Here is a 24,950-nt window from a genome sequence, read left to right on the forward strand (position 1 = left end):
TCGGATCGTCCGGCGCTCTATGTCCTTGCTATCGCCTGCCCCCGGAGACATCATGACCAAGGCCACGCCCCCTCTCGCCAAGCGCATCCCGCATGAGCACACCCACCATGGCATCGTCCGTCAGGACCCCTATGCGTGGCTGCGCGCCGGCAACTGGCAGGAGGTGATGCAGCGGCCCGAGACGCTGGACGAGGAAATCCGCGCCTATCTCGAGGCCGAGAACGCCTGGTATGAACAGGAATTCGGCAAGCCCACCGAGGCGCTGCAGGAGCGGATCTACAGGGAGATTCGCGGCCGCATCAAGGAAGACGACAGCGGCGTTCCCTCCGCCGACGGGCCCTGGGCCTATAATTCGCGCATGCTCGAAGGCAAGCAATATCCGCTCATCGTCCGCACCCCGCGCGATGGCGGCGAGGAGCAGGTGCTGCTCGATTGCAATGTCGAGGCGGGGGAGGAATATTTCGGCTTCGCCGGCGCCATCCACGACCCCTCCCACCGCATCCTCGCCTGGGCCGCAGACCGCGCCGGCTCGGAATATTACGATATCGCGCTGCGCGACATGGAGACCGGCAAGGACGGCGACGAGGTCATCCGCGAGACTGCCGGCTCCTATGTCTGGTCCAACGACAGCCGCTCCATCTACTATACCGAATATGACGACAACCACCGCCCGTTCCGCATCCGTCGCCACGATTTGGGCACGGCGCAGGAGGACGACCCCATCGTCTATGAGGAACGGGACCCCGGCTTTTTCGTCGGCGTCGGCAAGACGCTTTCGAGCCGCTTCATCGTCATCGACGCCCATGACCACCAGACCAGCGAGGTCTGGCTGATCGACGCCGAGACCGGTGGCGAGCCGCGTCTCGTCGCCCCCCGCCTTGCCGACCGCGAATATGAAGTCGATGAACGCGGTGGCGTCCTCTACATCCGCACCAATGCCGGAGGCGCCGAGGACTACAAGATCGTCACCGTCGCCGCCGAGGCGCCCGGGGCTGAACACTGGCAGGACCTGGTGCCGCATCGCCAGGGCGTCCTCATCCTCGATATCGCCCTGCTCCGCAATCACCTGCTGCGGCTCGAGCGCGAGGATGGACTGCCGCGCATCGTCGCCCGCGACCTCCGCACCGGCGAGGAGGAAACCGTCGATTTCGAGGAGGAAGCCTATTCGCTGGGCATGGCGACCGGCTATGAATTCGACACCGCCGTCTTCCGACTCACCTATTCCTCGCCCACCACGCCCGGCCGGGTTTTCGACATCGACCTGGAAACCGGCTCCCGCACCCTGCTCAAGACCCAGGAAGTGCCCTCCGGCCACGATCCCGCCAATTACGTGACGCGCCGGCTGTTCGCCACCGCTCCCGATGGCGAGAAAGTGCCGGTCACCCTGCTGCATCGCCGGGGCCTCGAGCTCGACGGCTCCAATCCCGCCCTGCTCTATGGCTATGGCTCCTATGGCATGTCCATGCCCGCCGCCTTCTCGGTCTCGGTGCTCTCGCTGGTCGATCGCGGCTTCGTCCACGCCACCGCCCATATCCGCGGCGGCATGGAAAAGGGCTATCGCTGGTATCGGCTGGGCCGGCGCGAGCACAAGGCCAATACCTTCACCGATTTCATCGCCGCCGCCGAAATGCTCATCGACCGGGGCTACACCCGCAAGGGCCGCATCATTGCGCAGGGCGGCTCGGCCGGCGGCATGCTGATGGGCGCCGTCGCCAATATGCGCCCCGACCTGTGGGGCGGCATCATCGCCCAGGTGCCCTTTGTCGACGTGCTCAACACCATGCTCGACGACACCCTGCCGCTCACCCCGCCCGAATGGCCCGAATGGGGCAATCCGCTCGCCTCCGCCCAAGATTATGCGCGCATCGCCGCCTATGCGCCCTATGAGGCGATCGTGGCCCAGGCCTATCCACCCATCTTCGCACTGGCCGGGCTCACCGATCCGCGCGTCACCTATTGGGAGCCGGCCAAATGGGTGGCGAAACTGCGCGCAACCAAGACGGGCGACGCGCCTTTATACCTCAAGACCAATATGGGCGCGGGCCATGCCGGCGCTTCGGGCCGCTTCGATCGTCTCAAGGAAACCGCCCAGTGCTACGCCTTCGCCATAAGATCGGCAGGATTGGAGGAGTGATCCGAAGCCGGAGGGCGCGCCAGCTTGGTCCCGTTCACACCGAAGGAGGACTGCATGCCCACCAAATTCACCCTGCCGCCCCTGCCCTATGCCTATGACGCGCTCGTCCCGCACATGTCGGCCGAGACGCTGGAATATCATCACGACAAGCACCATCAGGCCTATGTGACCAATGGCGAGAAGTTGCTGGAGGGCTCGGGCCTCGAAATCCTCGAGCTCGAAGACATCGTGCGGGAGAGCCACGGCAAGAATCCGGGCCTGTTCAACAATGCCGGCCAGCACTACAATCACGTGCATTTCTGGAACTGGATGAAGCCCAATGGTGGCGGCAGCCGGTTGCCGGGCCGGTTGCAGGCCGCCATCGATGCCGATCTGGGCGGCTTCGACAAGTTCCGTGCCGATTTCCTCGATGCCGGCGCCACCCAGTTCGGTTCCGGCTGGGCCTGGCTCGCGGTCAAGGGCGGCAAGCTCGAGATCAGCAAGACCCCCAACGGCGAATCCCCGCTCATCCATGGCGGCCACCCGATCCTGGGCGTCGATGTGTGGGAGCATTCCTACTATATCGACTACCGCAACGCCCGGCCGAAGTATCTCGAGGCCTGGTTCGACCATCTGGTGAACTGGGAACATGTCGAGCACATGTTCGAGGAAGCGATGGCCTGAGGCCTTTCCCCCCAAGCAGGATCGGCGCCTCTCCTCGAGGGGTAGGAGCGCTGGTCGACGCTTGGGCGCAACACTGAAACCACTCCGCCCGATCCCCCTTTGCCGGAAAGTCTTGCGCGGAACCGGAACTCGCCGCTTCATTCTCCCGTTTGATCGTGTTAACGAAACCTTTACCAAACGAGGGTGCTTCGTGACCGCGACGGGCAAGACAATCGCCATTCTGGCCGCCAATCCGGCCCTTAACGCCGTGCTCGCCATGGTGCTGGCCGGCGATTCGCGGCTGCGCGTCCGCCCCTTCGCCAGCGAGGCCGAGCTGTTCGCCTATATGCGCATCGCCCCGCTCGACATGCTGGTGGTGGATTTCGACCGCGAGGGGCGTCCGGCCTATGAAATGGTCGAGGCCATCCGGCTCGATCCTGGCTTCGTCTCGCGCGACCTGCCGGTCATCGCCCTCACCCGCGCCATCACCCCGCCCATGCGCCAGCAGGCGATCAGCGCCGGCATCGATGAGGTGGTGGTCAAACCCATGTCGCCCGGCCACCTGCTGCAACGGGTGCAGGCCCGCCTGCTCAATCGCAGCGTGGTGGGCGCTCTGGGGTCAGGCTATCGCGGCCCCGACCGGCGCAACCGCGTTCCCATGCGCACGCCCCGGCCCAAGCCGGCGCGCCGCTATACCGACAATGTCGTCCCCCTCTTTCCCGATCGCCGCGCCGCCGGCCCGGAAATGGAACCGTCCGCCTGAGGCGGTTCTACAGCCCCAATTCCCGCGCCGCCACGCCCAGGCCCCAGGCGAGCAGTTCCCGCGCACCAGCCTCCGTGCCGCCCTCGACATAGCAGCGCAGTTCCGGCGCATTTCCCGAGGCGCGGAAATGCACCATGTCGCCGCCGGACGTACGGATTTGCACCCCGTCGATCCGCGACATCGCGGCGATCCCCCGTGCCCCGAACAGTGCTCCGGCATAGGCCGGGTCCTCCGCCAGCCGGGCCAGAAAGGCGGCGCTGCGCTCCCCGGGCACATCCTGCAAGCGGTCGGAAAGGGCGTGCTGCAAGGGCAGCGTGGCCACCAGGGCGCCAAGGGCGACGCCCGCCGCCGCCGCCAGCCCCAGCGTGCACAGCAGCGGCAGGATTGCGTCGCGGGTTTCCAGCGGCGCCAGCGTCTCCCCGCGCACCGTGATCCCGCGTCCCACCAGCGTGCCGCCATTGGCCTCGAAGCCGATGGCCGGTCCGGTCATCCTCGCCAGTTCCGCGACCACATGGGGCGAACCCACTTTCGTCCGGATCACCTGCCCGAACAGGCCAGTGCGCTCGATGGCGGAATTCGACGTCACCGGCGTCACCACGATATCGGCGCCCAGATAGCGCGCCGAGAGCAATCCCAACACGTCGCCGCGCACGAACTCGCCCGTCCCGTCCATCAGCAGCGGCCGGTCGCCGTCGCCATCGGCCGAAACGATGGCGTCCAGCCCATGCTGCGCCACCCAGCCCGGAAGCGGCGAAAATACCCCGTCGCCGAACGCCTCGGTATCGACCGGAACGAAGCCTTCGAGCCGTCCCAGCCCAATCGTCTCGGCGCCGAAATGACGCAAGACGCGTCCCAGGACATCCCGCGCCACCGTCGAGTGCTCGAAGATGCCGATGCGCCTGCCTCGCAGGGCCCCGTCCGGCAGCAGGCCGCGAAAGCGTCCGACATAGCGCTCCATGGCCGCCGCGCTCTCGTCGGGCATGCGGACCGGCCGAGCCGCCACCGCCGCGTCGCTCAGCATGGCGAGGATGCCCGCCTCGTCCGCCTTGCCGATCTCGCCATCGGGCCGGTAGAATTTGAGCCCGTTGCGATCCGCCGGAATATGGCTTCCCGTGACCATGATCGCCGGGCATCCCGTCGCCATGGCGTGGAGCGCCAGCGCCGGCGTGGGCAGCGCCCCGCAATCCACCGGCTCCAGCCCTTCCGCCGCGATGGCGATGGCGCAGTCGCGCATGATGGTCGGGCTCGAGGCCCGATGGTCCCGTCCCAGATAGACGCGGCCGGCCCCTTCCGTGCCCAGATGGCGCAGGAAGGCGGTCACGTGGCGCCGCGCCGCCTGTCCCTCAAGGTCCGCCGCCAGCCCGCGCAAACCGCTGGTGCCGAATTTCAGGCTGCTGGTGTCCATGGTCTTCCGTCCCGTATTCGCCGCCCGGTCAATCGTCCAGGTCCGGCCGCTCGCGCAGCCGCTTGATGCCGCCCCGGCGCACCTTGCCCTCGAGGCGCCGCTTCTTCGAGGCGAGCGTGGGCCGCGTGGCGATGCGCGGCCGGGGCGGATGGGCGCCTTCGCGCAGCAGCGCCACCAGCCGCGCCTGGGCTTCGGCGCGGTTGAGCTTCTGGTCGCGATGCGAATTGGAGGTGATGACGATCACCCCCTCCTTGGTCAGCCGGCTGCCCGCCAGTGCCGCCACCCGCCTTTTCATCGGCTCGGGGATATTGGGGGAATTTTGCAGGTCGAAGCGCAATTGCACGGCGCTGGCGACCTTGTTGACGTTCTGCCCGCCCGGCCCCGAGGCCCGCACGAAACTTTCCTCGATTTCGCTGGGCTCGATCGAAATGGTCCGGGTGATCGCGATGGGATCGGCCATGCCACCTCCCCGCTCAGCGCTTCCAGCGGCCGGTGAAATAGACTTCCTCGTCGTGGACGATGCGGCCCCTCTCGGTGGTCCGGTATTTGCCCGGCTCCGCTTCCTCGATCCATTTCTTCACCAGCATGCGGGCGAAAACCTTTTCCCCCACGTCCTTGATGTCACCCGGGCCGAGGACCTTGTCCTCGCCCAGATGATAAAGCGCCTTCATTTCCCTGTTGGATGGACGCTGGGCCATCAGGCGGCCTTTTCGGCGGCGTCCCGCAAATCGGGCGGGGTGGCTTCGGCGACGAGTTCGACCAGCGCCTCGGCGAAGGGCCGCACCTGCTGCCCCTCCGTACCCAGCCGCCTGACCGAAACCGTGCCCTCCTCGGCCTCGCGCTTGCCCACCACGAACAGCAGCGGCACTTTCTGCACCGAATGCTCGCGCACCTTGTAGTTGATCTTCTCGTTGCGGATATCGAGTTCGGCGCGAATGCCGGCATCGCGCAGCCGGCTCACCAGCTTGGCCGCATAATCGTCCGCTTCCGAGACGATGGTCGCGACCACCACCTGGGTGGGCGCCAGCCACATCGGCATCCTGCCGGCATAGTTCTCGATCAATATGCCGATGAACCGCTCCAGCGATCCCAGGATGGCCCGGTGCAGCATCACCGCATATTTGCGGCTTCCATCCTCGGCCACATAGGTGGCGTCGAGCCGCTCGGGCAGCACATAGTCGAGCTGCAGCGTCCCCACCTGCCAGGAGCGCCCGATGGCGTCCTTGAGATGGAATTCGAGCTTGGGCGCATAGAATGCCCCCTCGCCCTCGGCGATCTCGAATTCGTACCCGGTGGCCCGCAGCGCATCGCCCAGCGCCTTTTCCGCCGCGTCCCAGCGCTCGATGGTGCCGCCAAAGTTCTCCGGCCGCGTCGCCAGCTTGATGACGACGTTCTCGAAGCCCATATGCCCATAGACCGAATAGAGCAGATGCACGAAATGCTCGGTCTCGCTCTGGATCTGGTCTTCGCGGCAGAAGATATGCGCATCGTCCTGCGTCATCTGCCGCACCCGCATCAGCCCGTGCAGTGCGCCATGGGCCTCGTTGCGGTGGCAGCAGCCGAATTCCGCCATACGCAAAGGCAGATCGCGGTAGGACTTGATGCCCTGGTTGAAGATCTGCACATGGGCCGGGCAGTTCATCGGCTTGAGCGCCAGCAGGTCCCCGCCATCCTCGAAGATCGGCTTGTCGTCCTCGGTATTGGGCACCTGGTCGGGCACCACGAACATGTTTTCGCGATATTTGCCCCAGTGCCCCGACTGCTCCCAGAATTTGGCGTTCATGAGCTGGGGCGTCTTCACCTCGACATAGCCCGCTTTGTCGAGCCGGCGGCGAATATAGGCTTCCATCTGGTTGTAGATGACGAAGCCGCGCGGATGCCAGAATACCGAGCCCTGCGCCTCTTCCTGCAAATGGAACAGGTCCAGATCGCGCCCGATGCGGCGATGATCGCGCTTTTCCGCCTCTTCCATCATGGTGAGATAGGCGTCCAGCTCCTCCCTGGTCGGGAACGCCGTGCCATAGATACGGCTCAGCATGTCGCGATTGCTGTCGCCGCGCCAATAGGCGCCCGCCACCTTGGTCAGCTTGAAGGCCTGCCCCACATCCTTGACCGTGCGCATATGCGGGCCGCGGCACAGATCCATCCACTGGCCCTGTTTGTACATCTTGATCGACTGGTCCGCCGGAATGGCGTCCACCAGCTCGACCTTGAACGCCTCGCCCCTGGCCTCGAACCAGTCCCTGGCCTGGTCGCGCGTCCACACTTCCTTGGTGAAGGCGGCGCCGCGCTCGATGATCTCGCTCATCTTCTTTTCGATGATGCGCAGCTCTTCTTCCGAAAACGGCCCCTGCGGACGATAGAAATCGTAGTAAAAGCCGTTCTCGATCACCGGTCCGATCGTCACCTGCGTATCGGGCCACAATTCCTGCACCGCCTCGGCCAGTACGTGCGCGGCATCGTGCCGGATCAGCTCCAGCACGTCCTTAGAGCCGCTGTCGCGCGTCACGAACTCGATGCTGCCATCGCCTTCGAGCCGGTCCGAAAGGTCGGACAGAACGCCGTTCCAGCGCATCGCCACGGTCTTCTTGGCGAGGCTCTTGGAAATCCCCTCCACGATCTCGGTGCCGGTGGTGCCGCGCGAATAGTCGCGAGCAGCACCATCGGGGAACGTCACCTTGATCGACATTTGAAGTCTCCAGAAATCGGGTTGATCGCAGCATTCACCGCTGCAAGGCGGCCTGAATAGCATGAATTCGGGGCAATTCCAGCCGAGCCCGCCAAAAACTCGCCTATGAATAAATCCGTGAGGCAGGCTCCTTCGCCTTCCTCCTCCTCCAGGGGGAATGTTTACTTTGGACGCTCCTGGATTGATCGTTGTTGCTCACACCAACGCTGTGCTGCCCTCGGGGCCGGCTTGTGAGCCCCAAATCAGGTTTCTTGCACGTGGACAGCGACCCTCGGGTCAAGCCCGAGGGAAGCCCGGTGTGGGGGATAAATTGAGCCAAGAGTCCTGAATGAACCCTCCCCTTCGAGGGGTGGAGCGTTAGCGCTGGAGACGCGTCACCCTGCCCCCCAACGCCCATATCTCCAGGGCAGGTACCACCGCCCCTCCCCCGGCACCTCCTCCGGCACCGGGTCGTAGCCATGCGTGCCGCCGGGTCGGCAGCGCCACAGCCGCGCCAGCCCCATCCAGCCGCCCGGCCAGAAGCCGAACCGCCAGATGGCGTCGCGCGTATATTCCGAACAGGTCGGCAGGTGCCGGCAATTCCGCCCCATGAAGGCCGACAGTGTGTAGCGGTAGAGCGTGATCAGGAAAACGGCGGCCAGCTTGAAGGGGAAATCCACTGCCCGGCCAATCAGCGCCATGATTCTGTTCATCAATCTTGCGCGGCAAGCTGTTGTGAAGATTCGAGTTTTCCCAGCGCTGCCGCCACCGCGTCGAACACCAGCAGCGTCGACATATGCCGCGCCGGATAGTCTCGCACCGGTTCGAGATATTTGAGGTCGCTCCACTTCCCGTCCGGTGGGGCGCCATCGGCCTTGAGCATGTCGTGCATGACCTGCCGCACCGCGCAAAAATCGTCCACCCGCGTGCCCACGATCTCCCGCGCCACCACCGCCGCCGAGGTCTGCCCCAGCGCGCAGGCCGAAATCTCGTGCCCGTATCCGGTGATGACCCCGTCGCGCACCTTGAGGTCGACCTCGATCACCGAGCCGCAGATGCGGCTCACCTTGCGGGCCGAGGCGTCCGCATCGGCCAGCCGCGGCGGTTGCAGGGCATTTCCCGCCAGATCGAGGATCTTTTCGGAATAGAGATCGCTCAGTTCCATGCTGGAGGCAATTCTGTTTCTTGTTCCGGTCCCGTTCCGCTTCTATATAGGAGGTCTCCGTCCGAGAGTCAGGGGAAATACGCCTGCCATGACCCGACGCGCCCGCCGCGGCGTTATGGACGCGGTCGCAATGCAAGGAGCCGGACCGAATGGATGCTCAAATCAAGTCGCTCAAGCCCCTGCCCGCCCCGGCCGAACCTTCGGCCCGCCCGAGCCGGGAGGAGGCCGAGGCGGCCGTGCGCACGTTGATCGCCTGGGCCGGCGACGACCCGGACCGCGAAGGCCTGCGCGAAACCCCCTCGCGCGTCGTCAAGGCCTATGGGGAACTGTTCTCCGGCTACGGCCAGGACGCCCGGGAGGTGCTGTCCAAAACCTTCCGCGACGTGGGCGGCTATGACGACCTCGTCCTGGTCAAGGACATCCCCTTCTACGCCCATTGCGAGCACCACATGGTGCCCTTTTACGGCAAGGCGCACATCGCCTATCTGCCCCATGACGGCGTGGTGGGCCTGTCCAAGCTCGCCCGCTTGGTGGAAGTGTTCGCGCGGCGCCTCCAGACCCAGGAGACCATGACGGCGCAGATCGTCGACGCCATCAACGAAAATCTCGGCCCGCGCGGCGCCGCCGTCCTGCTCGAGGCCGAACATATGTGCATGACCATGCGCGGCGTCAAAGCTCATGACGTCAAGACCGTCACCCATCGCTTCACCGGCGTCTTCGCCGAGGACCGCCGCGAACAGGACCGCTTCTTCGCCATGGTCGGGCACCGTTAGCCCTCCCTGCGCGCCCGCCCCTTCCCGGTTTCAGTTCTGGCCATGCCCCTGACCTTCACCGACCCCAAAACCCTCGATCACGCCACCCTCGAAGAAGGCGGCGCCTTCGCCCCGCGTTTCGACGCCGGCGGCCTCGTCACCGTCGTCACCGTGGACGCGGCGACCAATGCCGTGCTCATGGTCGCCCATATGAACGCTCAAACCCTCGCCCTTACCCTCGAGACCGGCATCGCGCACTATTGGTCGCGCTCGCGCCAGTCGGTGTGGAAGAAGGGCGAAACCTCCGGCGAGGTGCAGGAAGTGGTCGAATTGCGCACCGATTGCGACCAGGACTGCCTGGTCATGGCCGTGCGCCAGACCGGCCGCGGCGCCGCCTGCCATACCGGCCGGCAATCCTGCTTCTATCGCCGCGTCGTCTTCGCCGATGGCGAAGCGCGGCTCGAGGATATCGGCCTCCCCCGCCTCTTCGACCCCGAGGCGGTTTACGGGAACTGACGCAACCGCCGGTGCGGCGTTCCATGCCGCCCGACCGGCAGCCCTATTCCCCCGCCGCCTTGCGCTCGAACAGCCCCACCAGCAGGAACCCGGCGGCGAAGCCCCCCAGATGCGCCTGCCAGGCGATGTTGAGCGAGGAGCCGGTCAGCACCGGCACCAGCGGCACGGCGGCATTGAGGGCCAGCCAGATCAGGGTGAAATAGCGCGAGCGCGGATTGACGAAGACTTCCGCGAGGCTGGCCAGCCGCCGCCCCAGCACCACGGGCTGGCCGGTTTCGGGGTGCCGGGCCATCAGCACCGGCTGGAAGATGAACCGCATGGCCGCACCGGTCAGCCCGGCGACGCCTCCCGAAGCGCCTATCAGGTAAATTTGGTCGTGAAGCGTCGTCGCCGCGAAAAACCCCGCACCCGCCGCCGCCGAGACCAGGAACAGGGCCAGCATCGGCCCGGCCCCGTAGCGCCGCGTCACCGGAGTGGCGAAGATCGCCAGCCACGCCACGTTGATCAGCAGATGCTCCCATCCCGCATGCAGGAAGGCATGGGAGAAGGGCGTCCAGATCAATGGAATGGCGAGGCTGGGCTCCACCCCTGCCAGCACGATCCGATAGGGCTGGAAGGCGAACCAGAACAGCACGAGGCCCTGCCCGTCCGGGTTAAGAACCAGGGTTGACGCCAGGTGAATGGCGATCAGCACGCCCACCAGCGCGGTCACCGCGCCCGGCAGGAGAAAGACCGGCTCGCGTCCTGCAGGCTCCGGCGTTGCGGGCGTCTGGCCTTGTTCACTCATCGGAAGCGTCCTGCGCTGCTGCTGGCCTGCGGCCCTGCGTTAACTTTTCCACACGGGGCCGCCGGCGTTAACCTTAACTATTCTTTAAGCGCGCCTTGGCGGCTGCATTTTGCAATTGTCGGTCAGTGACGGATTCGATCCAGACCGGGATCTTTCCTCGCCTCCAAAGCGGATTCCGACGATGCAGATGCCGAGCACCAAGACGCTCTATACCTATTGGAACGCGATTCGGGGATCGCGCAGCGCGCCCGACCGCCGCGACATCGACCCCACGCGCATCCGCGAGGCGCTGGCCAATACCTTCATCCTGGAAATGGCCGATGCGGACAAATTCTCCTTCCGCCTGGCCGGCTCGCACCTGTGCACCAGCTATTGCCGCGAATTGAAGGGACGGTCCTTCTCGGCCCTCTGGCACGACCGTGACAATGACGCCATGGAGACCCTGATCCGGGCGGTCACCGAAGATCATGCGGTCGCGCTCGCCACCTTCCAGGGCGCCACCGCCCTGCAGACGCGGGTGAGCTTCGAGATCATCCTCATGCCGCTGCGCCACAACGGCTCCACCCATACGCGGATCCTGGGCGCCATGTCCGCCCTCGAAGAGCCCTACTGGCTCGGCGTGCAGCCGATTCTCGAGCAGCGCATCACCGGCCTGCGGCTGATCTGGCCGGACGAGATTTCGGCCGAGGAAACGGCGCGGGAGGTGATGTCCAGCGTCGTCAACGACACTGCCTATCCCGCCGCCCCCATGGCCCTGCCCACCACCGTCTATGGCCGTTCGGCGCGCCGCTACGCCCATCTCGCCGTCATCGACGGCGGCCGCGACTGAGCTCTATTCGGAGCTTTCGGCCCGGACCGGTAAAGCGCCGGACCGATATACGGCTTTTGCCGTATCTTGACAGCGGCTTTCTCATCAACCGTTAACCAAGACCGGCTAACTTGCGGTGGAAAACCCCCGGTTCCTGGCACAGGTTGACCATGCTGAGTGAAGACATTGCCGCGCCGCCGGCCGCCGCCGCCTTGCGCTCGGAGAGCGCGGAGCAGCGCTTTCAGCGCGTGAAGGTGTCGATTCTGGGCCGCTACATGCTGGCCGACCGGCGCGAGTTTCCCTGCCAGGTCCTGGCCATGTCCCCCGGCGACGCGGTGGTGATCGCGCCCGTGCCGGGGATCGTGGGCGAGCGCATCATCGCCTATCTCGATCATTTGGGCCGTGTCGAGGGCACCATCCTCGCACAGGTCGACGGCGGCTTCGTCATGGATATCGCCGCCTCCCCCCGCAAGCGCGACAAGATGGCCGCCCAGCTCACCTGGCTGGCCAACAAGGATCTTCTCGACCTGCCCGAGGACCGGCGCCATGAGCGCGTCGTGCCCGATATCCGCCATTCCACCGTCGTGCTCGACGATGGTCGCCGCTATAATTGCAAGATCATCGACATTTCCCTGTCGGGCGCCGCCATCGAACTCGACGTCCGCCCGGCCATGGGCACCCCGATCACGCTGGGGCGCATGCGCGCCCGCGTCATCCGGCATTTCCAGAATGGCGTGGCGGTGGAATTCGCCGCCGCCCAGGAAATGCTGACCGTCGTGCAGCAGAACCTGCGGATGAACTGACCCCGCCCTCGCGCTACCCTTCATGGTAAACAGGTCCCTTCGCCACTCGATAAAACACGCATAAAAACTGCGTGGCACTTTTCGGATCGGCGCAATTCGCCCCGCCTAACGTGGTCTCCATCAGGGAGACTGCAAAATGGCATTCAACGACAAGGGCTTGCTCGCCGGACTGATCGGGGCCTTCCTCGCCTTGGCAAATCCTGCCGCCGCGCTCGACCTTACCAATGTCGCCTTCGTCCAGACCGCCGGCGGCACCACCTCCATCCCGGTGGGCCATCTCGAATTCTGCCAGTCCCGCCCGGCCGAATGCCAGGCCCACGACACCGTGGTGGCCGCGGCGGCGCTGACCGAAGCCAACTGGCAGCAACTGGTGGCGGTGAATGCCCACTACAATCAGACCGTGGTGCCGGTCAGCGACCGGGACCTCTACCAGGTCGACGAATTCTGGACCTATCCGAACGGCTATGGCGACTGCGAGGATTTCGCCCTGGCCAAGCGCCGCGACCTCATCGAGGCCGGCTGGCATCCCAGCACGCTGATGATCGCCGTGGTCCGCGAGGCCAATGGCAATGGCCACGCCGTGCTGCTGGTGCGCACCGACCGGGGCGACCTCGTCCTCGACAACCAGGACGGCGCCATCCGCGTCTGGAACGAAACCCCCTACAAATACATCAAGCGCCAGTCCCAGGCCCATGCCGGCCAGTGGGTCGACATGATCGACGACCGCGTCACCGTCGTCGCCGCCAACCGTCACTGAACCACTCGATACGTCCCCCTCCACCTTGAAGGGAGGGAGGCGAACGAGCCCCGCAAGCCGACGGCTGAATATGGGCTCCGCCTAAAATCTCAGCGCCACATAGGCGCCCATGAACAGCAGCCCAGTGATGAAGGCCCAGCCGAACGCCACCAGCGCCGAGATCAGCACCGAAGTCATGGATATGGTCCCATCCTCCTCATGCCGCCAGCCCACCTGCAGCATGATATAGGGCCCGCATACGAAGCTGATCGCCACATGACCCATCGAGGCGAGATAGGTGCTGCCGTCCATGCGCAGCATGGCGCGCTGGCGCGTCAGCCATTGATAAAGATGCGTCGCCGCGCCCGAGATGCAAATCCCGACGCCCATGATGAACGCCGCCAGCAGAAGTTCCCTTGCCATGGCCTGCCGTCTCCATACCCTCGGCGTCGCCGGGTGAAATCTTTACCCTTTGTTAAGCATATTGTCTGCCCAATAAGCTGTCACCCCCCTGCGAGAATTCTGGTTAACGCCGGCCATGTCGACTTCGCGAGCCCGCGCCGATGCATCCGATTCCGGCCACGCTTCGCTGGCCTATAACCTTGCCGGGATCGCCGTTCTGGTGCTGCTCGCGGCGGTGGCGCTGGCCTATGCCATCGATCGGGCGGGCCGCCCGGACCAGCCGGCCATGCCCTCGCTCGCGGATGAAAACCCGCTGGTCCAGACCATAGCCGGGCGCGAGCTGACCATTCCGGCGTCCTGGTTCCGCTATGGCGAGCAGATGAAGACTGGCTTCGCCACCCAGGCGGATCTGGCCTTCGTCCTCGAGCTGGCGGAGGACGCGGCGCCGGTTCCCGTGGAAGTCACGCTGGTTCCGCGCAGCCGCGCGCGCGCCAGCAGCACGCTGCTCGACGCGGTCTATCTGCATCAGTTCGCGGAGGGGACAGTGGGGGGCGTGCCCGGCCTCGTCGGCAAGCCGCTGCTGCCGGGCGAAGGCTATTCGGGCGAAACCGTCTGGTACGACGCGCTCTCGTCCCATCCCTTCGTCGCCAAATGCGCCGCCCCGGTCGGCGAGGACGGGCCGGAACGCTGCCTGCGCACCGTCCACCTGCCCAGCGGCCTCGCCGCCATCATCGGCTTCGACGCCACCGCCCTGCCCTTCTGGAAACGCTTCGACGCGGAACTGGCCCGCTGGCTGGGCCGCATCGGCGCGCTATAAAGCAGTTCAGTTTCCGCCTCAGTCGATATCGTCCAGGTCGATATCGAGGATCGACATGGAGAACATATAGGACTTGTCGCCGTCCTCATCGTCGACATGGATCAGCCCGATCGACTCCTCGCCGATGAACACTTCCACGGAATCGTTGAGCTTGGCGCGCGGCCGCACGTCGATATTGCGGTTGTTGAAGGTGCGCTGCAGGAATTTCTGCAGCTTGATGATTTCCGGATGGTTCACGGGGGCATGTCCTGCTGGTTGGGTTTCGGGGCGCAATCTAGTCTCTGTCCCGGCGCTGACAACCCCCGGCCCCCGCATTTTAGCGGGGACAACGCCGCCGCGCCTGTGGCCCTGCGTCTACTTGCTCGTATCGTGCACCAGCACCATCTGGTCCATGACCAGCGCCGGCTGGGCGCAGCCCGCTTCCCCGATCACCCGGGCCGGCACGCCGGCCACCGTGGTCCGCTCGGGAACCTCCTTGAGCACCACCGACCCGGCGCCGATGCGCGAGCAGTCGCCCACCCTGATATTGCCCAGCACCTTGGCGCCGGCGCCGATCAGGACGCCATTGCCGATCTTGGGATGCCGGTCCTGGTCGGATTTGCCGGTTCCGCCCAGCGTGACGTTTTGCAGCATCGAGACATTGTCGCCGACCACCGCCGTTTCCCCGATGACGAGGCCGGTGCCGTGGTCGAGCATGATGCCCTTGCCCATGGGCACGGCGGGATGGATATCTGCCTGGAACACCTGGCTGGACCGGCTTTGCAGATAAAGCGCGAAGTCGCGGCGGCCCGCCCTGTTCATGGCGTGGGCGAAGCGGTGCGTCTGGATGGCCTGATAGCCCTTGAAATACAGCAGCGGCTCGATGGCCCGGTGGCACGCCGGATCGCGCTCCAGCGTCGCGGCCAGATCCGCGCGCGCCGCCGCGCCGATATCGGGATTGTCGCGCAGCGTTTCGGCAAAGGCCTGCCGGATCATGTCGGCGGACAGCTCTTCGTGATCGAGCCGCGCCGCCAGCCTGTGGGCCAGCGCATCCTCGAAACTTTCATGGTTGAGAATGCTCGACAGCACCAGATTGGCCAGCGATGGTTCGCTGTCCAATATCTGCTGCGCCCCCGAGCGCACGGCGTCCCAGACCGGATCGACAGACTGGATTTGGGCCGCTTTCTTGGCACCGCCGCTCATGACATTCTCCGCTTCATCGAGATTTGACGATATAAGCCGTTTTCTTCTCAAGACAAAGCCTCATGCGCCGATTCGGTTCACGAAATCGTCGCGGCGGGAAAATTTTTAGCCAGAAACGCCAGCGCCGCTTCCTTGAACACCTTGTCGCCCGTGGTGCGCATATGGTCGCGCCGGGGCACCAGCACGGCCTCGGCCCGCGGCAGCAATTCGGCCAGCGCTTCGGGGCGCCCGGCCATGTCGTCGGCCTCTCCCACGGCCACGAGCACCGGCACTTCGATGCGGCGTACATCGGCGCGGGCCATGGGCTGGCGCGAGGTTTCCATGCAGGCGGCCAGCGCCTCCCGGTCCGAGCCGGTGTGATCGGCGAAGATGCGGAACTGGCGCGCCGTGGGGTGGGTGAGATCGGACAGTTTCGGGGCGCGCAGCCCGGCGATGATGTCGTTGCCGTCGGTCAGGCCGTTGACGAGGTTCATCCCCATGCCGCCGAAAATGGCCGCCGCCACGCGTTCGGGGTGCGCGAAGGCCAGGAAGGCGGCGATCCGCGCGCCCATGGAATAGCCCAGCACCGCCGCCCGCCCGATGCCCAGATGGTCGAGCAGCGCCACGCAGTCCTCGGCCATGAGCCCGGGATAATAGAGCTCGGGATCGTGCGGCTTGTCCGTCTGGCCGTGGCCGCGATTGTCGAAGGTGATGGCCTGGTAGCCCGCCCCGGTGAGCGTTTCGACCCAGCCCGTATCGATCCAGTTCACCTTGCCGTTCGAGCCGAAGCCGTGCACGCACAGCACCGGCGTGCCGGCGCCGTGCACCTCATAGGCGAGGGAGAGATCGTGGGAGATGAATTCAGGCATATCGGTCCCCTTCAGCGGCTTGCCGGGCCTTTCGCGGTTTCACGACACAAAAGCAAGGCCGATCGGTCATTCTGGACCCTTTTCTTGGCCGGAGCGTTTGGCTATGGTCCCGCCAATTCCAACACCACCCAGGCTCCGATCATGGCTCAAGGCGCGATCCCGCATTTCCACAACACCGAAGGTCTGCGCAGCATCGAGGTGGGTTCCCGCGAATTCCAGTGCATCGGCGCCCTGCCGCCCTTCGACCATCCGCACGTGTTTCTCGACATGGGCAAGGACGAGGAAATCGTCTGCCCCTATTGCTCGACCCTTTATGTCTACAAGGCCGAGCTGGGTGCGGGCAACGCCAACCCCGCCTCCACCATCTACCGGGCCAACGCTGCCTGAGTGACGCCATGCCCGCCACGGGCCGCAGCTATATCGTCGCCGGAGCCGGCATTGCAGGGATGACGCTGGCCCTAGCGCTGGCCAAGTTCGGCGCGTCGGTGACAGTGCTCGAGCGCAGCCCGGTTCCGCATGAATTCGGCGCCGGCCTGCAGATCAGTCCCAATGCGCGGCATGCGCTCGACCGGCTGGGGCTGGGCGAGGCCATCGCCCGCGCCAGCCTCGAGCCGGCGGCGCTCGACACCTATCCGCAGGGCAGCCAGGCCCCCGGCGTCAGCATGGAACTGGGCGCCATCATGCGCGAGCGCTTCGGCGCCCCCTATGCCGTCATGCACCGCGCCGATCTCGCGGACGTGCTCTACAAGGCCTGCCGCCGCTTCGCCAATATCGACATCCTGTTCGGCGTCGGCAACTGGACCGTGGCCTCGCATGAAAAGGGCGTCACCGTCACCATCGGTGAAGCCGATGGCTCCAGCCGCACCGCCAGGGCCCATGCCTTTGTCGGCGCCGATGGCGTGCATTCCACGACCCGGCGGGCGATTCTGGGCGGGCCGGAGGCCGTCTTCGGCCACCGCATCGCCTGGCGCAGCCTGGTGCCGGCCGATCTGGTCCTGGGCCAGATCGCGCCGGATCGGGTTTCGGTGTTCTTCGGCTCCGGCTTTCATCTGGTCTGCTATCCCCTGCCCCATCGCGGCCAGGTCAATCTGGCGCTGTTCATGCCGGGCCGCTCCCCCGAGACCGGCGGCCAGCCGCGCCCGGTGCGGCCCGGCCCGCGGGTCGACGTCATCATGGCCGCCGCCGGTCAGGAGTGGACGCCATGGCCGCTCTTTACCGTCGAGACGCCCGATTGGCATCGCGGCAATGTGGGGCTGATCGGCGATGCGGCGCACGCCATGGTGCCGTTCCAGGCGCAGGGCGCCGCCATGGGCATCGAGGATGCCGAGGCGCTGGCGCCCCTGCTGGCCGGCTCGGACACCGCCGAACGGGCCTTCGCCCGCTACGCCGCCCTTCGCCAGCAGCGCGTCCGCCGCGTCGCCACCCTTTCGGCCCGCAATGGCCGGATCTTCCATCTGGGCTGGCCGGCCAATCTGGCCCGCGACACGGTCATGAAGCTGCAGGGACCGCGGGCGCATCTGCGCCGGCTCGGCTGGGTCTATGGCTATCGTCCGGGCGAAGGTTCCACAGGCTGACGCCGTTCCTGGCCGCCCGCCCTTGCGTTGACACAAAGGGCCGTGTCAATTGCGGCACTGGCGGCAGAGGACAACAGGAAGGTTCAGGACCACTTCATGCAAGCTGCGATACGCTCCCGCCTGACCCTGACCTGCATCCTCATCACCGTCCTGCTCGACATGATCGGCGTTGGCATCATCGTGCCCGTCCTGCCCGAACTGCTCGATGAGCTGACCGGCGGCAGCGTGGCGGAAGCGGCCGTCATCGGCGGCTATCTGGTCTTCGCCTATGCCTTCATGCAATTCGTCTTCTCGCCGGTGCTGGGCAATCTGTCGGACCGGTTCGGGCGCCGCCCGGTGCTGCTGCTGTCGCTGCTGGGCCTGACCTTCGACTACCTGATGATGTCGATCGCGCCCTTCGTCTGGTATCTGTTCGTCGGCCGCATCATCGCCGGCATCGCCGGCGCCGCCCTGGCCACCGCCACCGCCTATATGGCCGACATCACCCCGCCCCATAAGCGCACCCATCGTTTCGGCCTCATCGGCGCCGCCTTCGGCCTGGGCTTCATCATCGGGCCGGTCATTGGCGGCGAGCTGGGGGAGATCGGCCCGCGTGTACCCTTCTTCGCCGCCGCCGGGCTGGCCTTCGCCAATTTCCTGTTCGGCCTGTTCATCCTGCCCGAAAGCCTGCCCAAATCGTCGCGCCGCAAATTCGATATCCGCCGCGCCAATCCGCTCGGCGCCGTGCTGGCGCTGAAGAAATATCCTTCGGTGCTCTGGCTGCTGAGCGTGCTGTTCTTCTTCCAGCTCTCGGCGCAGGCGCTGCCGACGGTGTTCAGCTATTTCACCGTCGAGATGTTCGATTTCACCTCCTCGGCCATCGGCCGCACGCTGGGCGCCTTCGGGCTCGGCTTCGCCATCAGCCAGGCCCTGCTCGCCGGCCCCCTCTCGCGCGGCATCGGCGAGCCGGCCGTCGCCATGATCGGGCTGCTCGCCGCCGTGGCCGCCTTCGCCGGCGTGGCGCTGGCGGCGGACGTGTTCCAGCTTTACCTCTTCATCCTCGTCGGCACCGTCAGCGGGCTGGCCCCGCCCGCCATCAATGGCGTCCTGTCCCGGCAGGTGCCGGACAACGGCCAGGGCGAATTGCAGGGCGCGGTCAACGCCGCAAGTTCGCTGGCCACCATTATCGGGCCGCTGGCGGCGACGCAGATCTTTTCCTTCTACACCACCACCCCCGGTTCCCCGGGCTATTTTCCCGGCGCCCCCTTCGTCGCCGCCAGCGCCAGCGTGGCCATCGCCCTCCTGATCTTCGCCTTCGCCGCCTGGCGCTTCGAGCTCAGCCGCCGGCCGAGCATCGCCGATCATCCCCAGGTTCCCGAAATGCCCCCGCCCGGCCAGGTCCGGGTGCCTCCGCTCGACGAATGACCCTCGTGATCCGCCCCGCCGCCGATGTCGACCGCGCGGCGATCCTCGCCATCGTCGCGCCGGTACTGGCTGCCGGCGAAACCTACGCCATCGACCGCGATCTGGACGCGGCCGGCATCGCCGGTTTCTGGTTCATGCCCCGCCACGAAGTGTTCGTGGCCGAGATCGGCGGCCGCATCGTGGGCACCTATTATCTGCAGCCCAACCAGGGCGGCGGCGGCGCCCATGTCGCCAATTGCGGCTACATCACCGCGCCCGAAGCGCGCGGCCGGGGCGTCGCCCGCGCCATGTGCCTGCACTCGCTCGACCGCGCCCGCCGGCGCGGCTTCCGCGCCATGCAGTTCAACCATGTCGTCTCGACCAACCGGGGCGCCGTGGCGCTGTGGCAGAAGCTCGGCTTTTCCATCGTCGGCACCCTCCCCGAAGCCTTCCACCACCCTCTCCACGGCTATGTGGATGCCTATGTGATGTTCCGGGCGCTGTAGCGTTTCGTCATCCACCCGCCCCGCCATGAAAAAAGGCCGGGACATCCGCCCGGCCTTTCCAAATTCGTTTCTATTCCGCCTCAATTGCCCAGCGTCGAGGGCCATGTGCCGTGCAAATCGCTGCCGCGGCCCTCGATTTCGAAGCCGTGCGCACCGAAGAAGTCGCGCTGGCCCTGGATGAGATTGGCGGTGCCCTGCGCCTGGCGGTAGCTGTCGAAATAGCTCAGCGCCGCCGACAGGCAGATCATGGGGAATTCGCCCATGGCCGCCGCCGCGACCACTTTCCTCAGGCTCGGATGGGCGTCTTTCATGATGGCGACGAAATCGGGCACCACCAGCAGATTGGTGGCCTCTCCCTTGCTGTAGGCGGAGGCCATCTGGTCGAGGAAGCGCGAGCGGATGATGCAGCCGGCGCGCCAGATCTTGGCGATAGTGGCCAGCGGCAGCGCCCAGCCGTTTTCCTCCGAGGCCTTGGCGATGACGGCGAAACCCTGCGCATAGGAAACGATCTTGCCGGCCAGCAGCGCCTTTTCGAGTTCGTCCAGCGTCGCTTCGGTGCGGGCCCGGTCCGGCTTGCCATAGATGGCTTCGGCGGCGACGCGCTCGTCCTTGCGCGAGGAGATCGAGCGGGCGGCCACGGCTCCTTCGATGGCGGTGGCGGGCACGCCCATCTGCTGGGCGACGATGGCGGACCAGACGCCGGTGCCCTTCTGGCCGGCCTTGTCCAGGATCAGCTCGACCAGCGGCTTGCCGGTCTCCTCGTCCACCGCGTCCAGCACATGGCCGGTGATTTCGATGAGATAGGAATTGAGCGGCCCCTCGTTCCATTTGCGGAACACTTCGGCGCAGGCCTTGGGCGACATGCCCAGCCCGTCGCGCATTACCCCATAGACCTCGGCGATCATCTGCATGTCGCCATATTCGATGCCGTTATGGATGGTCTTGACGAAATGCCCTGCCCCGCCTTCGCCCAGATAGGCGCAGCAGCTCTCGCCGTTGAACTTGGCGGCGATGGCGGTCAGCACCGCCTCGGCATTGTGCCACTGCTCCTTGGAGCCGCCGACCATGATCGAGGGCCCGTGGCGCGCGCCCTCCTCGCCGCCCGAAACGCCGACGCCCAGATAGCCGATATTCTTGGGTTTGAGGTAATCGAAGCGGCGCTGCGTATCGGTAAAGAGCGAATTGCCGCATTCGATGATGGCGTCGCCCGGCTCCAGATGCGGCAGGAGCTGCTCGATCATGTCGTCCACCGGCTTGCCGGCCTTGACCATGATGATGATCGAGCGCGGCGCCTTCACTGCCTTGACGAAATCGGCCAGGTCGTATTTGGGCACGGCCTTGCCATCCAGTCCCTGCGCCTTGGCTTCGGCCATGAAATCGTCGATCCGGCCCGAAGAGCGGTTGTGAACGGCAATAGTATAGCCTTTCTCCGCGATGTTGAGCGCAAGATTGGAACCCATCACCGCCAGGCCGATCAGGCCGATATCCGCAGTCGACATACACACGATCCTTCCAGGTCTTCTTGGTGCCGCCACGCCTAGCACAGGTCCGCTGGCGGCGAAACTGACTACACTCTATCGCCGGAAGGACGGGCTGGATATGCAAATTCCCGCCCTGCCGCGCCGCTTGTATGGAAGAATAGGCTTGCGCCGCCGCGTCTCGTGGCCCTCTACTGGCGCCCATGCGAAAATCGAGGACGATCATGAGCACGCAGCTTTCCGCTTTCAGCCTCGCCGGCCGCCGGGCTCTCGTCACCGGCTCGAGTCGCGGCCTGGGGCTGGCCATGGCCCGGGCGCTGGCGGGCGCCGGCGCGGCGCTGGTGCTCAACGGCCGGGACGAGGTGGCGCTGGGCGCCGCGGCGGCTGATCTGGCCGAGAGCGGTGCCGATGTCACCGCCCTCGCCTTCGACGTCACCAGCCGCGACAGCGTCGAGCACGCCGTCGCCCATATCGAGGGCGAGATCGGCCCCATCGATATCCTCGTCAACAATGCCGGCATGCAGTTCCGCAGCGCGCTCGAAGCCTTTCCCCCGGAAAAATTCGACCAGATCGTCGCCACCAATCTCACCTCGGTGTTCACTGTCAGCCAGGCGGTGGCGCGCCACATGATCGCCCGCGGCTCGGGCAAGATCGTCAATATCTGCTCGCTGCTGGCGGCGCTCTCGCGTCCCTCCATCGCCCCCTATGCCGCCACGAAGGGCGCCGTCGCCAATCTGACGCGCGGCATGGCGGTTGACTGGGCGCGCCACGGCCTTAACGTCAACGGCATCGCGCCGGGCTATTTCGCCACCGAAATGAACGATGCCCTGCTCAAGGACGAGAAATTCAACGCCTGGATCGAGGCCCGCACGCCGATGGCCCGCTGGGGCCGGCCCGAGGAACTGGGCGGCGCCGCGATCTTCCTGGCCTCCGAGGCCTCCCGCTTTGTCAATGGACACATTCTTTATGTCGACGGCGCCTTCACCGCTACGGTCTGAACCCCGCATCATCATCGTCATGGGCGTCAGCTCATCGGGAAAATCCACCGTCGGCGCGGCGCTCGGCCGGGCCCTGCATGCCCCCTTCCTCGATGGCGACCAGTACCATCCGCCTGAAAACGTCGAGAAGATGCGCTCCGGAACGCCCCTGACCGACGAGGACCGCTGGCCCTGGCTGGAGGCGCTGACCGCGGCGCTCAAGGAGGCGGCGGAGAAAAAGGGCGTGGCGGTGGGCGCCTGTTCGGCGCTGCGGCGCGCCTATCGCGATTTCATCACCGAGCGGGCGGACGAGCCGGTGCTGTTCGTCTATCTGGAGGGCAGCAAGGAGGTGATCGGCGAGCGTATGTCCCGGCGCAGCCATGAATACATGCCCCGCAGCCTGCTCGACAGCCAGTTCGCCACGCTGGAAGTGCCCGATCCGCAGACCGAGCACGCCATGGCCGTTCCGGTCACCGACAGCGTCGACAGGATCGTGCGCACCGTCACCGGCGCGCTCGACCATTTGAAGACCTTCAAGCGCTGGCAATAGGCCCGGTCCTATTGGGCGACGTAGCCGCCATCCACCAGGTGATAGGACCCGGTGATGTTGGACGCCGCATCCGAGAGCAGGAACAGGGTCAGCGCCGCCACTTCCTCGGCCTTGCCCAGCCGCCCGACCGGATGGATGGCGACGAGACCGTCATAGGCCTCCTGGGGCATCCCCTGGAGCAGCGGCGTGTCGATGAAGCCCGGCCCCACCGCGGTGACGCGGATGCCCTTCTTGGCGTAGTCGATGGCGGCCGATTTGGTCATGCCCACCACGCCATGCTTGGCCGCGACATAGGCCGGAGCATTGGGGAAGGCCACCGAACCCAGGATCGAGGCCATGTTGACGATGGCGCCGCCGCCCGATTTCAGCATGGCGGCGATTTCGTATTTCATCGAATAGAAAACGGAATTGAGATTGACGTCGATGACCTTGTGCCAGTCCTCGAGCGTATAGTCGCCAAGGGGTGCGGCCGCCCCGCCGATCCCGGCATTGTTGACCGCAAGATCGAGCTTGCCGAACGTGTCGGTGGCGAATTGCACCGCCTTTTCCACCTGCGCGGCATCCCCCACATCGACGGCGACCGCAGCCGCTTCGCCCCCCTTGGCCTTGATCGCTTCGACCACTCTGTTGGCGGCGTCGAGCTTGAGATCGGCCACGACGACTTTGGCGCCCCGCTCGGCGAGCTGCGTGGCGACGGCCTCGCCGATGCCGGAGGCGGCACCGGTGACGAAAGCGACTTTACCCGTAAAATCCTTTGCCATTTCAATCTCCTATGTTTGTCTCCCCAATATGGGCGCACCCCTGCCCCTTTGCCATGATCGAGGACAAACACGACGATGAACGGACCGTTCAGCCCGCGGGTTCGGGAACCCCCGGCCGGCGCGACAGGCTGGCATTGGCGTAGCGGTCGTCATGGGTCACCTCCCGGCCGGCCCAGTCGGGGATGGCGACCGTCTGGTCCGCGCTCGCCAGCTCCACCTCGGCCATCATCAGCCCCTTATGCGCGCCCTCGAAAACGTCCACCTCCCAGTCGAGCCCGGCATGGGGCACGATATGGCGGCGCTTTTCCACCACATGGGGCCGCGCCATTTCGAGAAGCGCCCTGCCGTCCTCCAGCGGCACCTCATATTCGAATTCGGCGCGGCTGATGCCCTCCATGGGCCCCTTGAGCGTCAGGAACGCCCTGGCGTCGTCGATGATGCGGATGCGGACCGTCGCCTTGGCGCTGGTCGAGAGATAACCCTGCCGCAGCGACGTTTGCGCGACCGCGTCCCGGCGCCAGCCATCGTCCTTCACCAGGAATTTGCGCTCGATCTCGATGGCCATGCCGTCAGAACCCGAAACTTAGCTGCCCGGCCGGTGCCCCGACGCTGACCCCTTCCAGCGCCAGCATCCGCACTTTCGACAGTTTTCCGCCCGGCGCCGAAAAACCGCCCGGTTTTCCATCGCTCGCCAGCACGCGATGGCAGGGCAGCAGCAGCGGGATGGGATTGGCGCCCATGGCCTGCCCGACTGCTCGGGCGAGGCCGACATCGCCCAGCCGGCGCGCCAGCTCGCCATAGGTCAGGGTTTCGCCCCAGCCGACCTGCGCCAGCAGCGCATAGGCGCGGCGATGAAAATCCGGAATGCCGGTCAGGTCCAGCCTCACCCCGGAAAAATCCACCCGCTCGCCCTCGGCATAATCCTCGATGCGGTCGATGACTGCCGCCACCGCCCGCGTCGGTTCGCCCGGCTGTGCCCCGGCCCGGCCGAGCTCCCGCTCCAGCTCGTCCCGTTCCAGCCCCGGCAAATGCACACGCGCGATCCCCATCCCGGTCCAGCCGATGCCGAATTCGCCCAGGGCGGTGGAAAAAATCGTCGTTTCCATAAGTCTGGCGTCGCGCCTGTGGTCTTTCATTGTCAGGTGGAACGTTGCCTTTGCTCCCCTCCCCCTTGAGGGGACGCTGGTCGCTGCTTCCGTCAAAACATGAAAGCGTCTGGGGTCCATGGCGCAACCATAGCACGCCCCTCTGGTTTGTCGCGGCAAAGTCTTGGTCAAACCGGGCGGGTCTGCT

General features: G+C 65.8%; 30 protein-coding genes. 15 read left to right on the forward strand and 15 right to left on the reverse strand.

Going from position 1 to position 24,950, the window contains the following annotated elements; all coding sequences use genetic code 11:
- The first annotated feature begins 52 nt into the window (after positions 1–52).
- From ACFOOL_RS15565 to ACFOOL_RS15575, 3 genes are all read left to right on the forward strand, one after another.
- Positions 53–2,134, forward strand: a complete 2,082-nt coding sequence (locus tag ACFOOL_RS15565) for a S9 family peptidase (protein WP_380098242.1) — start codon at positions 53–55, stop codon at positions 2,132–2,134.
- 54 nt (positions 2,135–2,188) lie between these two features.
- Positions 2,189–2,797: a superoxide dismutase gene (locus tag ACFOOL_RS15570; protein WP_380098243.1), complete on the forward strand. Its 609-nt coding sequence runs from the start codon at positions 2,189–2,191 to the stop codon at positions 2,795–2,797.
- Between the two features lie 190 nt (positions 2,798–2,987).
- The gene (locus ACFOOL_RS15575; RefSeq protein ID WP_380098244.1) at positions 2,988–3,539 is read left to right on the forward strand and encodes a response regulator; all 552 of its coding nucleotides are present in this window, start codon (positions 2,988–2,990) and stop codon (positions 3,537–3,539) included.
- 7 nt (positions 3,540–3,546) lie between these two features.
- Here ACFOOL_RS15575 and ACFOOL_RS15580 read toward each other — a convergent pair whose 3' ends face one another.
- The 6 genes from ACFOOL_RS15580 to ACFOOL_RS15605 all read right to left on the reverse strand — a co-directional run bounded on the left by ACFOOL_RS15580 (position 3,547) and on the right by ACFOOL_RS15605 (position 8,777).
- Complete coding sequence (locus tag ACFOOL_RS15580) at positions 3,547–4,944, reverse strand: phosphomannomutase (RefSeq protein WP_380098246.1); 1,398 nt, start codon at positions 4,942–4,944, stop codon at positions 3,547–3,549.
- Between the two features lie 28 nt (positions 4,945–4,972).
- Entirely contained in the window at positions 4,973–5,404 is a 432-nt protein-coding gene (gene arfB, locus ACFOOL_RS15585) for an alternative ribosome rescue aminoacyl-tRNA hydrolase ArfB (RefSeq protein WP_380098248.1), read from the reverse strand.
- Between the two features lie 13 nt (positions 5,405–5,417).
- The gene (locus tag ACFOOL_RS15590; RefSeq protein WP_380098249.1) at positions 5,418–5,642 is read right to left on the reverse strand and encodes a hypothetical protein; all 225 of its coding nucleotides are present in this window, start codon (positions 5,640–5,642) and stop codon (positions 5,418–5,420) included.
- Positions 5,642–7,633: a threonine--tRNA ligase gene (thrS, locus tag ACFOOL_RS15595; RefSeq protein ID WP_380098251.1), complete on the reverse strand. Its 1,992-nt coding sequence runs from the start codon at positions 7,631–7,633 to the stop codon at positions 5,642–5,644. The genes ACFOOL_RS15590 and thrS overlap by 1 nt, the downstream gene beginning before the upstream one ends.
- A 374-nt stretch (positions 7,634–8,007) precedes the next feature.
- Positions 8,008–8,313 carry a membrane protein insertion efficiency factor YidD gene (gene yidD, locus ACFOOL_RS15600; protein WP_380098252.1) on the reverse strand — a complete coding sequence of 102 codons (306 nt, stop codon included), beginning with the start codon at positions 8,311–8,313 and terminating at the stop codon, positions 8,008–8,010.
- 11 nt (positions 8,314–8,324) lie between these two features.
- Positions 8,325–8,777, reverse strand: coding sequence for an iron-sulfur cluster assembly scaffold protein (locus ACFOOL_RS15605; protein WP_380098253.1), 453 nt, complete (start codon positions 8,775–8,777; stop codon positions 8,325–8,327).
- Between the two features lie 149 nt (positions 8,778–8,926).
- Between ACFOOL_RS15605 and folE the strand changes: the two genes are divergently transcribed.
- Entirely contained in the window at positions 8,927–9,550 is a 624-nt protein-coding gene (gene folE, locus ACFOOL_RS15610) for a GTP cyclohydrolase I FolE (protein ID WP_380098254.1), read from the forward strand.
- A gap of 42 nt (positions 9,551–9,592) precedes the next feature.
- On the forward strand, positions 9,593–10,045 hold the full coding sequence (gene hisI / locus ACFOOL_RS15615) for a phosphoribosyl-AMP cyclohydrolase (protein WP_380098255.1): 453 nt from the start codon (positions 9,593–9,595) through the stop codon (positions 10,043–10,045).
- Between the two features lie 43 nt (positions 10,046–10,088).
- On the opposite strand, the gene ACFOOL_RS15620 is transcribed toward hisI, so the two are convergent.
- Positions 10,089–10,832, reverse strand: coding sequence for a rhomboid family intramembrane serine protease (locus tag ACFOOL_RS15620; protein WP_380098256.1), 744 nt, complete (start codon positions 10,830–10,832; stop codon positions 10,089–10,091).
- A gap of 181 nt (positions 10,833–11,013) precedes the next feature.
- Between ACFOOL_RS15620 and ACFOOL_RS15625 the strand changes: the two genes are divergently transcribed.
- From ACFOOL_RS15625 to ACFOOL_RS15635, 3 genes are all read left to right on the forward strand, one after another.
- Positions 11,014–11,661, forward strand: coding sequence for a PAS domain-containing protein (locus ACFOOL_RS15625; protein WP_380098257.1), 648 nt, complete (start codon positions 11,014–11,016; stop codon positions 11,659–11,661).
- A gap of 149 nt (positions 11,662–11,810) precedes the next feature.
- Positions 11,811–12,443 (forward strand): PilZ domain-containing protein, encoded by a 633-nt coding sequence (locus ACFOOL_RS15630; protein WP_380098259.1) that lies wholly within the window; start codon positions 11,811–11,813, stop codon positions 12,441–12,443.
- A gap of 136 nt (positions 12,444–12,579) precedes the next feature.
- Positions 12,580–13,200 (forward strand): transglutaminase-like cysteine peptidase, encoded by a 621-nt coding sequence (locus tag ACFOOL_RS15635; RefSeq protein ID WP_380098261.1) that lies wholly within the window; start codon positions 12,580–12,582, stop codon positions 13,198–13,200.
- Between the two features lie 81 nt (positions 13,201–13,281).
- On the opposite strand, the gene ACFOOL_RS15640 is transcribed toward ACFOOL_RS15635, so the two are convergent.
- Positions 13,282–13,602, reverse strand: a complete 321-nt coding sequence (locus tag ACFOOL_RS15640; RefSeq protein WP_380098263.1) for a DUF6949 family protein — start codon at positions 13,600–13,602, stop codon at positions 13,282–13,284.
- Positions 13,603–13,717: 115 nt separating this feature from the next.
- Between ACFOOL_RS15640 and ACFOOL_RS15645 the strand changes: the two genes are divergently transcribed.
- The gene (locus ACFOOL_RS15645) at positions 13,718–14,398 is read left to right on the forward strand and encodes a hypothetical protein (protein WP_380098264.1); all 681 of its coding nucleotides are present in this window, start codon (positions 13,718–13,720) and stop codon (positions 14,396–14,398) included.
- An 18-nt stretch (positions 14,399–14,416) separates the two neighbouring features.
- Here the strand turns inward: ACFOOL_RS15645 and ACFOOL_RS15650 are convergent, their stop codons facing one another.
- From ACFOOL_RS15650 to ACFOOL_RS15660, 3 genes are all read right to left on the reverse strand, one after another.
- Positions 14,417–14,635, reverse strand: coding sequence for a DUF3126 family protein (locus ACFOOL_RS15650; protein ID WP_198875254.1), 219 nt, complete (start codon positions 14,633–14,635; stop codon positions 14,417–14,419).
- A 117-nt stretch (positions 14,636–14,752) separates the two neighbouring features.
- Positions 14,753–15,580, reverse strand: coding sequence for a serine O-acetyltransferase (gene cysE / locus ACFOOL_RS15655; protein ID WP_380098265.1), 828 nt, complete (start codon positions 15,578–15,580; stop codon positions 14,753–14,755).
- Positions 15,581–15,657: 77 nt separating this feature from the next.
- On the reverse strand, positions 15,658–16,428 hold the full coding sequence (locus tag ACFOOL_RS15660; RefSeq protein WP_380098266.1) for an alpha/beta fold hydrolase: 771 nt from the start codon (positions 16,426–16,428) through the stop codon (positions 15,658–15,660).
- A gap of 141 nt (positions 16,429–16,569) precedes the next feature.
- Here ACFOOL_RS15660 and ACFOOL_RS15665 point away from each other — a divergent pair, with 141 nt between their 5' ends.
- The 4 genes from ACFOOL_RS15665 (at position 16,570) to ACFOOL_RS15680 (ending at position 19,891) form a co-directional block, all read left to right on the forward strand.
- On the forward strand, positions 16,570–16,815 hold the full coding sequence (locus ACFOOL_RS15665) for a zinc-finger domain-containing protein (protein ID WP_380098313.1): 246 nt from the start codon (positions 16,570–16,572) through the stop codon (positions 16,813–16,815).
- An 8-nt stretch (positions 16,816–16,823) separates the two neighbouring features.
- Positions 16,824–18,002 (forward strand): FAD-dependent monooxygenase, encoded by a 1,179-nt coding sequence (locus ACFOOL_RS15670; protein WP_380098267.1) that lies wholly within the window; start codon positions 16,824–16,826, stop codon positions 18,000–18,002.
- Between the two features lie 96 nt (positions 18,003–18,098).
- A complete protein-coding gene (locus ACFOOL_RS15675; protein WP_380098269.1) occupies positions 18,099–19,406 on the forward strand; it encodes an MFS transporter in 1,308 nt (435 codons plus the stop codon).
- On the forward strand, positions 19,403–19,891 hold the full coding sequence (locus ACFOOL_RS15680) for a GNAT family N-acetyltransferase (RefSeq protein WP_380098270.1): 489 nt from the start codon (positions 19,403–19,405) through the stop codon (positions 19,889–19,891). The genes ACFOOL_RS15675 and ACFOOL_RS15680 overlap by 4 nt, the downstream gene beginning before the upstream one ends.
- A gap of 80 nt (positions 19,892–19,971) precedes the next feature.
- Here ACFOOL_RS15680 and gndA read toward each other — a convergent pair whose 3' ends face one another.
- Positions 19,972–21,390, reverse strand: a complete 1,419-nt coding sequence (gene gndA / locus ACFOOL_RS15685; RefSeq protein ID WP_380098271.1) for an NADP-dependent phosphogluconate dehydrogenase — start codon at positions 21,388–21,390, stop codon at positions 19,972–19,974.
- 203 nt (positions 21,391–21,593) lie between these two features.
- Here gndA and ACFOOL_RS15690 point away from each other — a divergent pair, with 203 nt between their 5' ends.
- Complete coding sequence (locus ACFOOL_RS15690) at positions 21,594–22,367, forward strand: SDR family oxidoreductase (protein ID WP_380098273.1); 774 nt, start codon at positions 21,594–21,596, stop codon at positions 22,365–22,367.
- On the forward strand, positions 22,336–22,896 hold the full coding sequence (locus ACFOOL_RS15695) for a gluconokinase (protein ID WP_380098274.1): 561 nt from the start codon (positions 22,336–22,338) through the stop codon (positions 22,894–22,896). Before ACFOOL_RS15690 ends, ACFOOL_RS15695 begins: the two co-directional genes overlap by 32 nt.
- 8 nt (positions 22,897–22,904) lie before the next feature.
- On the opposite strand, the gene ACFOOL_RS15700 is transcribed toward ACFOOL_RS15695, so the two are convergent.
- The 3 genes from ACFOOL_RS15700 to ACFOOL_RS15710 all read right to left on the reverse strand — a co-directional run bounded on the left by ACFOOL_RS15700 (position 22,905) and on the right by ACFOOL_RS15710 (position 24,763).
- Positions 22,905–23,657, reverse strand: coding sequence for an SDR family NAD(P)-dependent oxidoreductase (locus tag ACFOOL_RS15700; RefSeq protein ID WP_380098275.1), 753 nt, complete (start codon positions 23,655–23,657; stop codon positions 22,905–22,907).
- A gap of 88 nt (positions 23,658–23,745) precedes the next feature.
- Complete coding sequence (locus ACFOOL_RS15705) at positions 23,746–24,222, reverse strand: CYTH domain-containing protein (RefSeq protein ID WP_380098276.1); 477 nt, start codon at positions 24,220–24,222, stop codon at positions 23,746–23,748.
- A gap of 4 nt (positions 24,223–24,226) precedes the next feature.
- The gene (locus ACFOOL_RS15710) at positions 24,227–24,763 is read right to left on the reverse strand and encodes a methylated-DNA--[protein]-cysteine S-methyltransferase (protein WP_380098277.1); all 537 of its coding nucleotides are present in this window, start codon (positions 24,761–24,763) and stop codon (positions 24,227–24,229) included.
- Between the last annotated feature and the right edge of the window lie 187 nt (positions 24,764–24,950).

The organism is Devosia honganensis (genome assembly GCF_042648785.1).
GTDB lineage: Bacteria > Pseudomonadota > Alphaproteobacteria > Rhizobiales > Devosiaceae > Devosia > Devosia honganensis.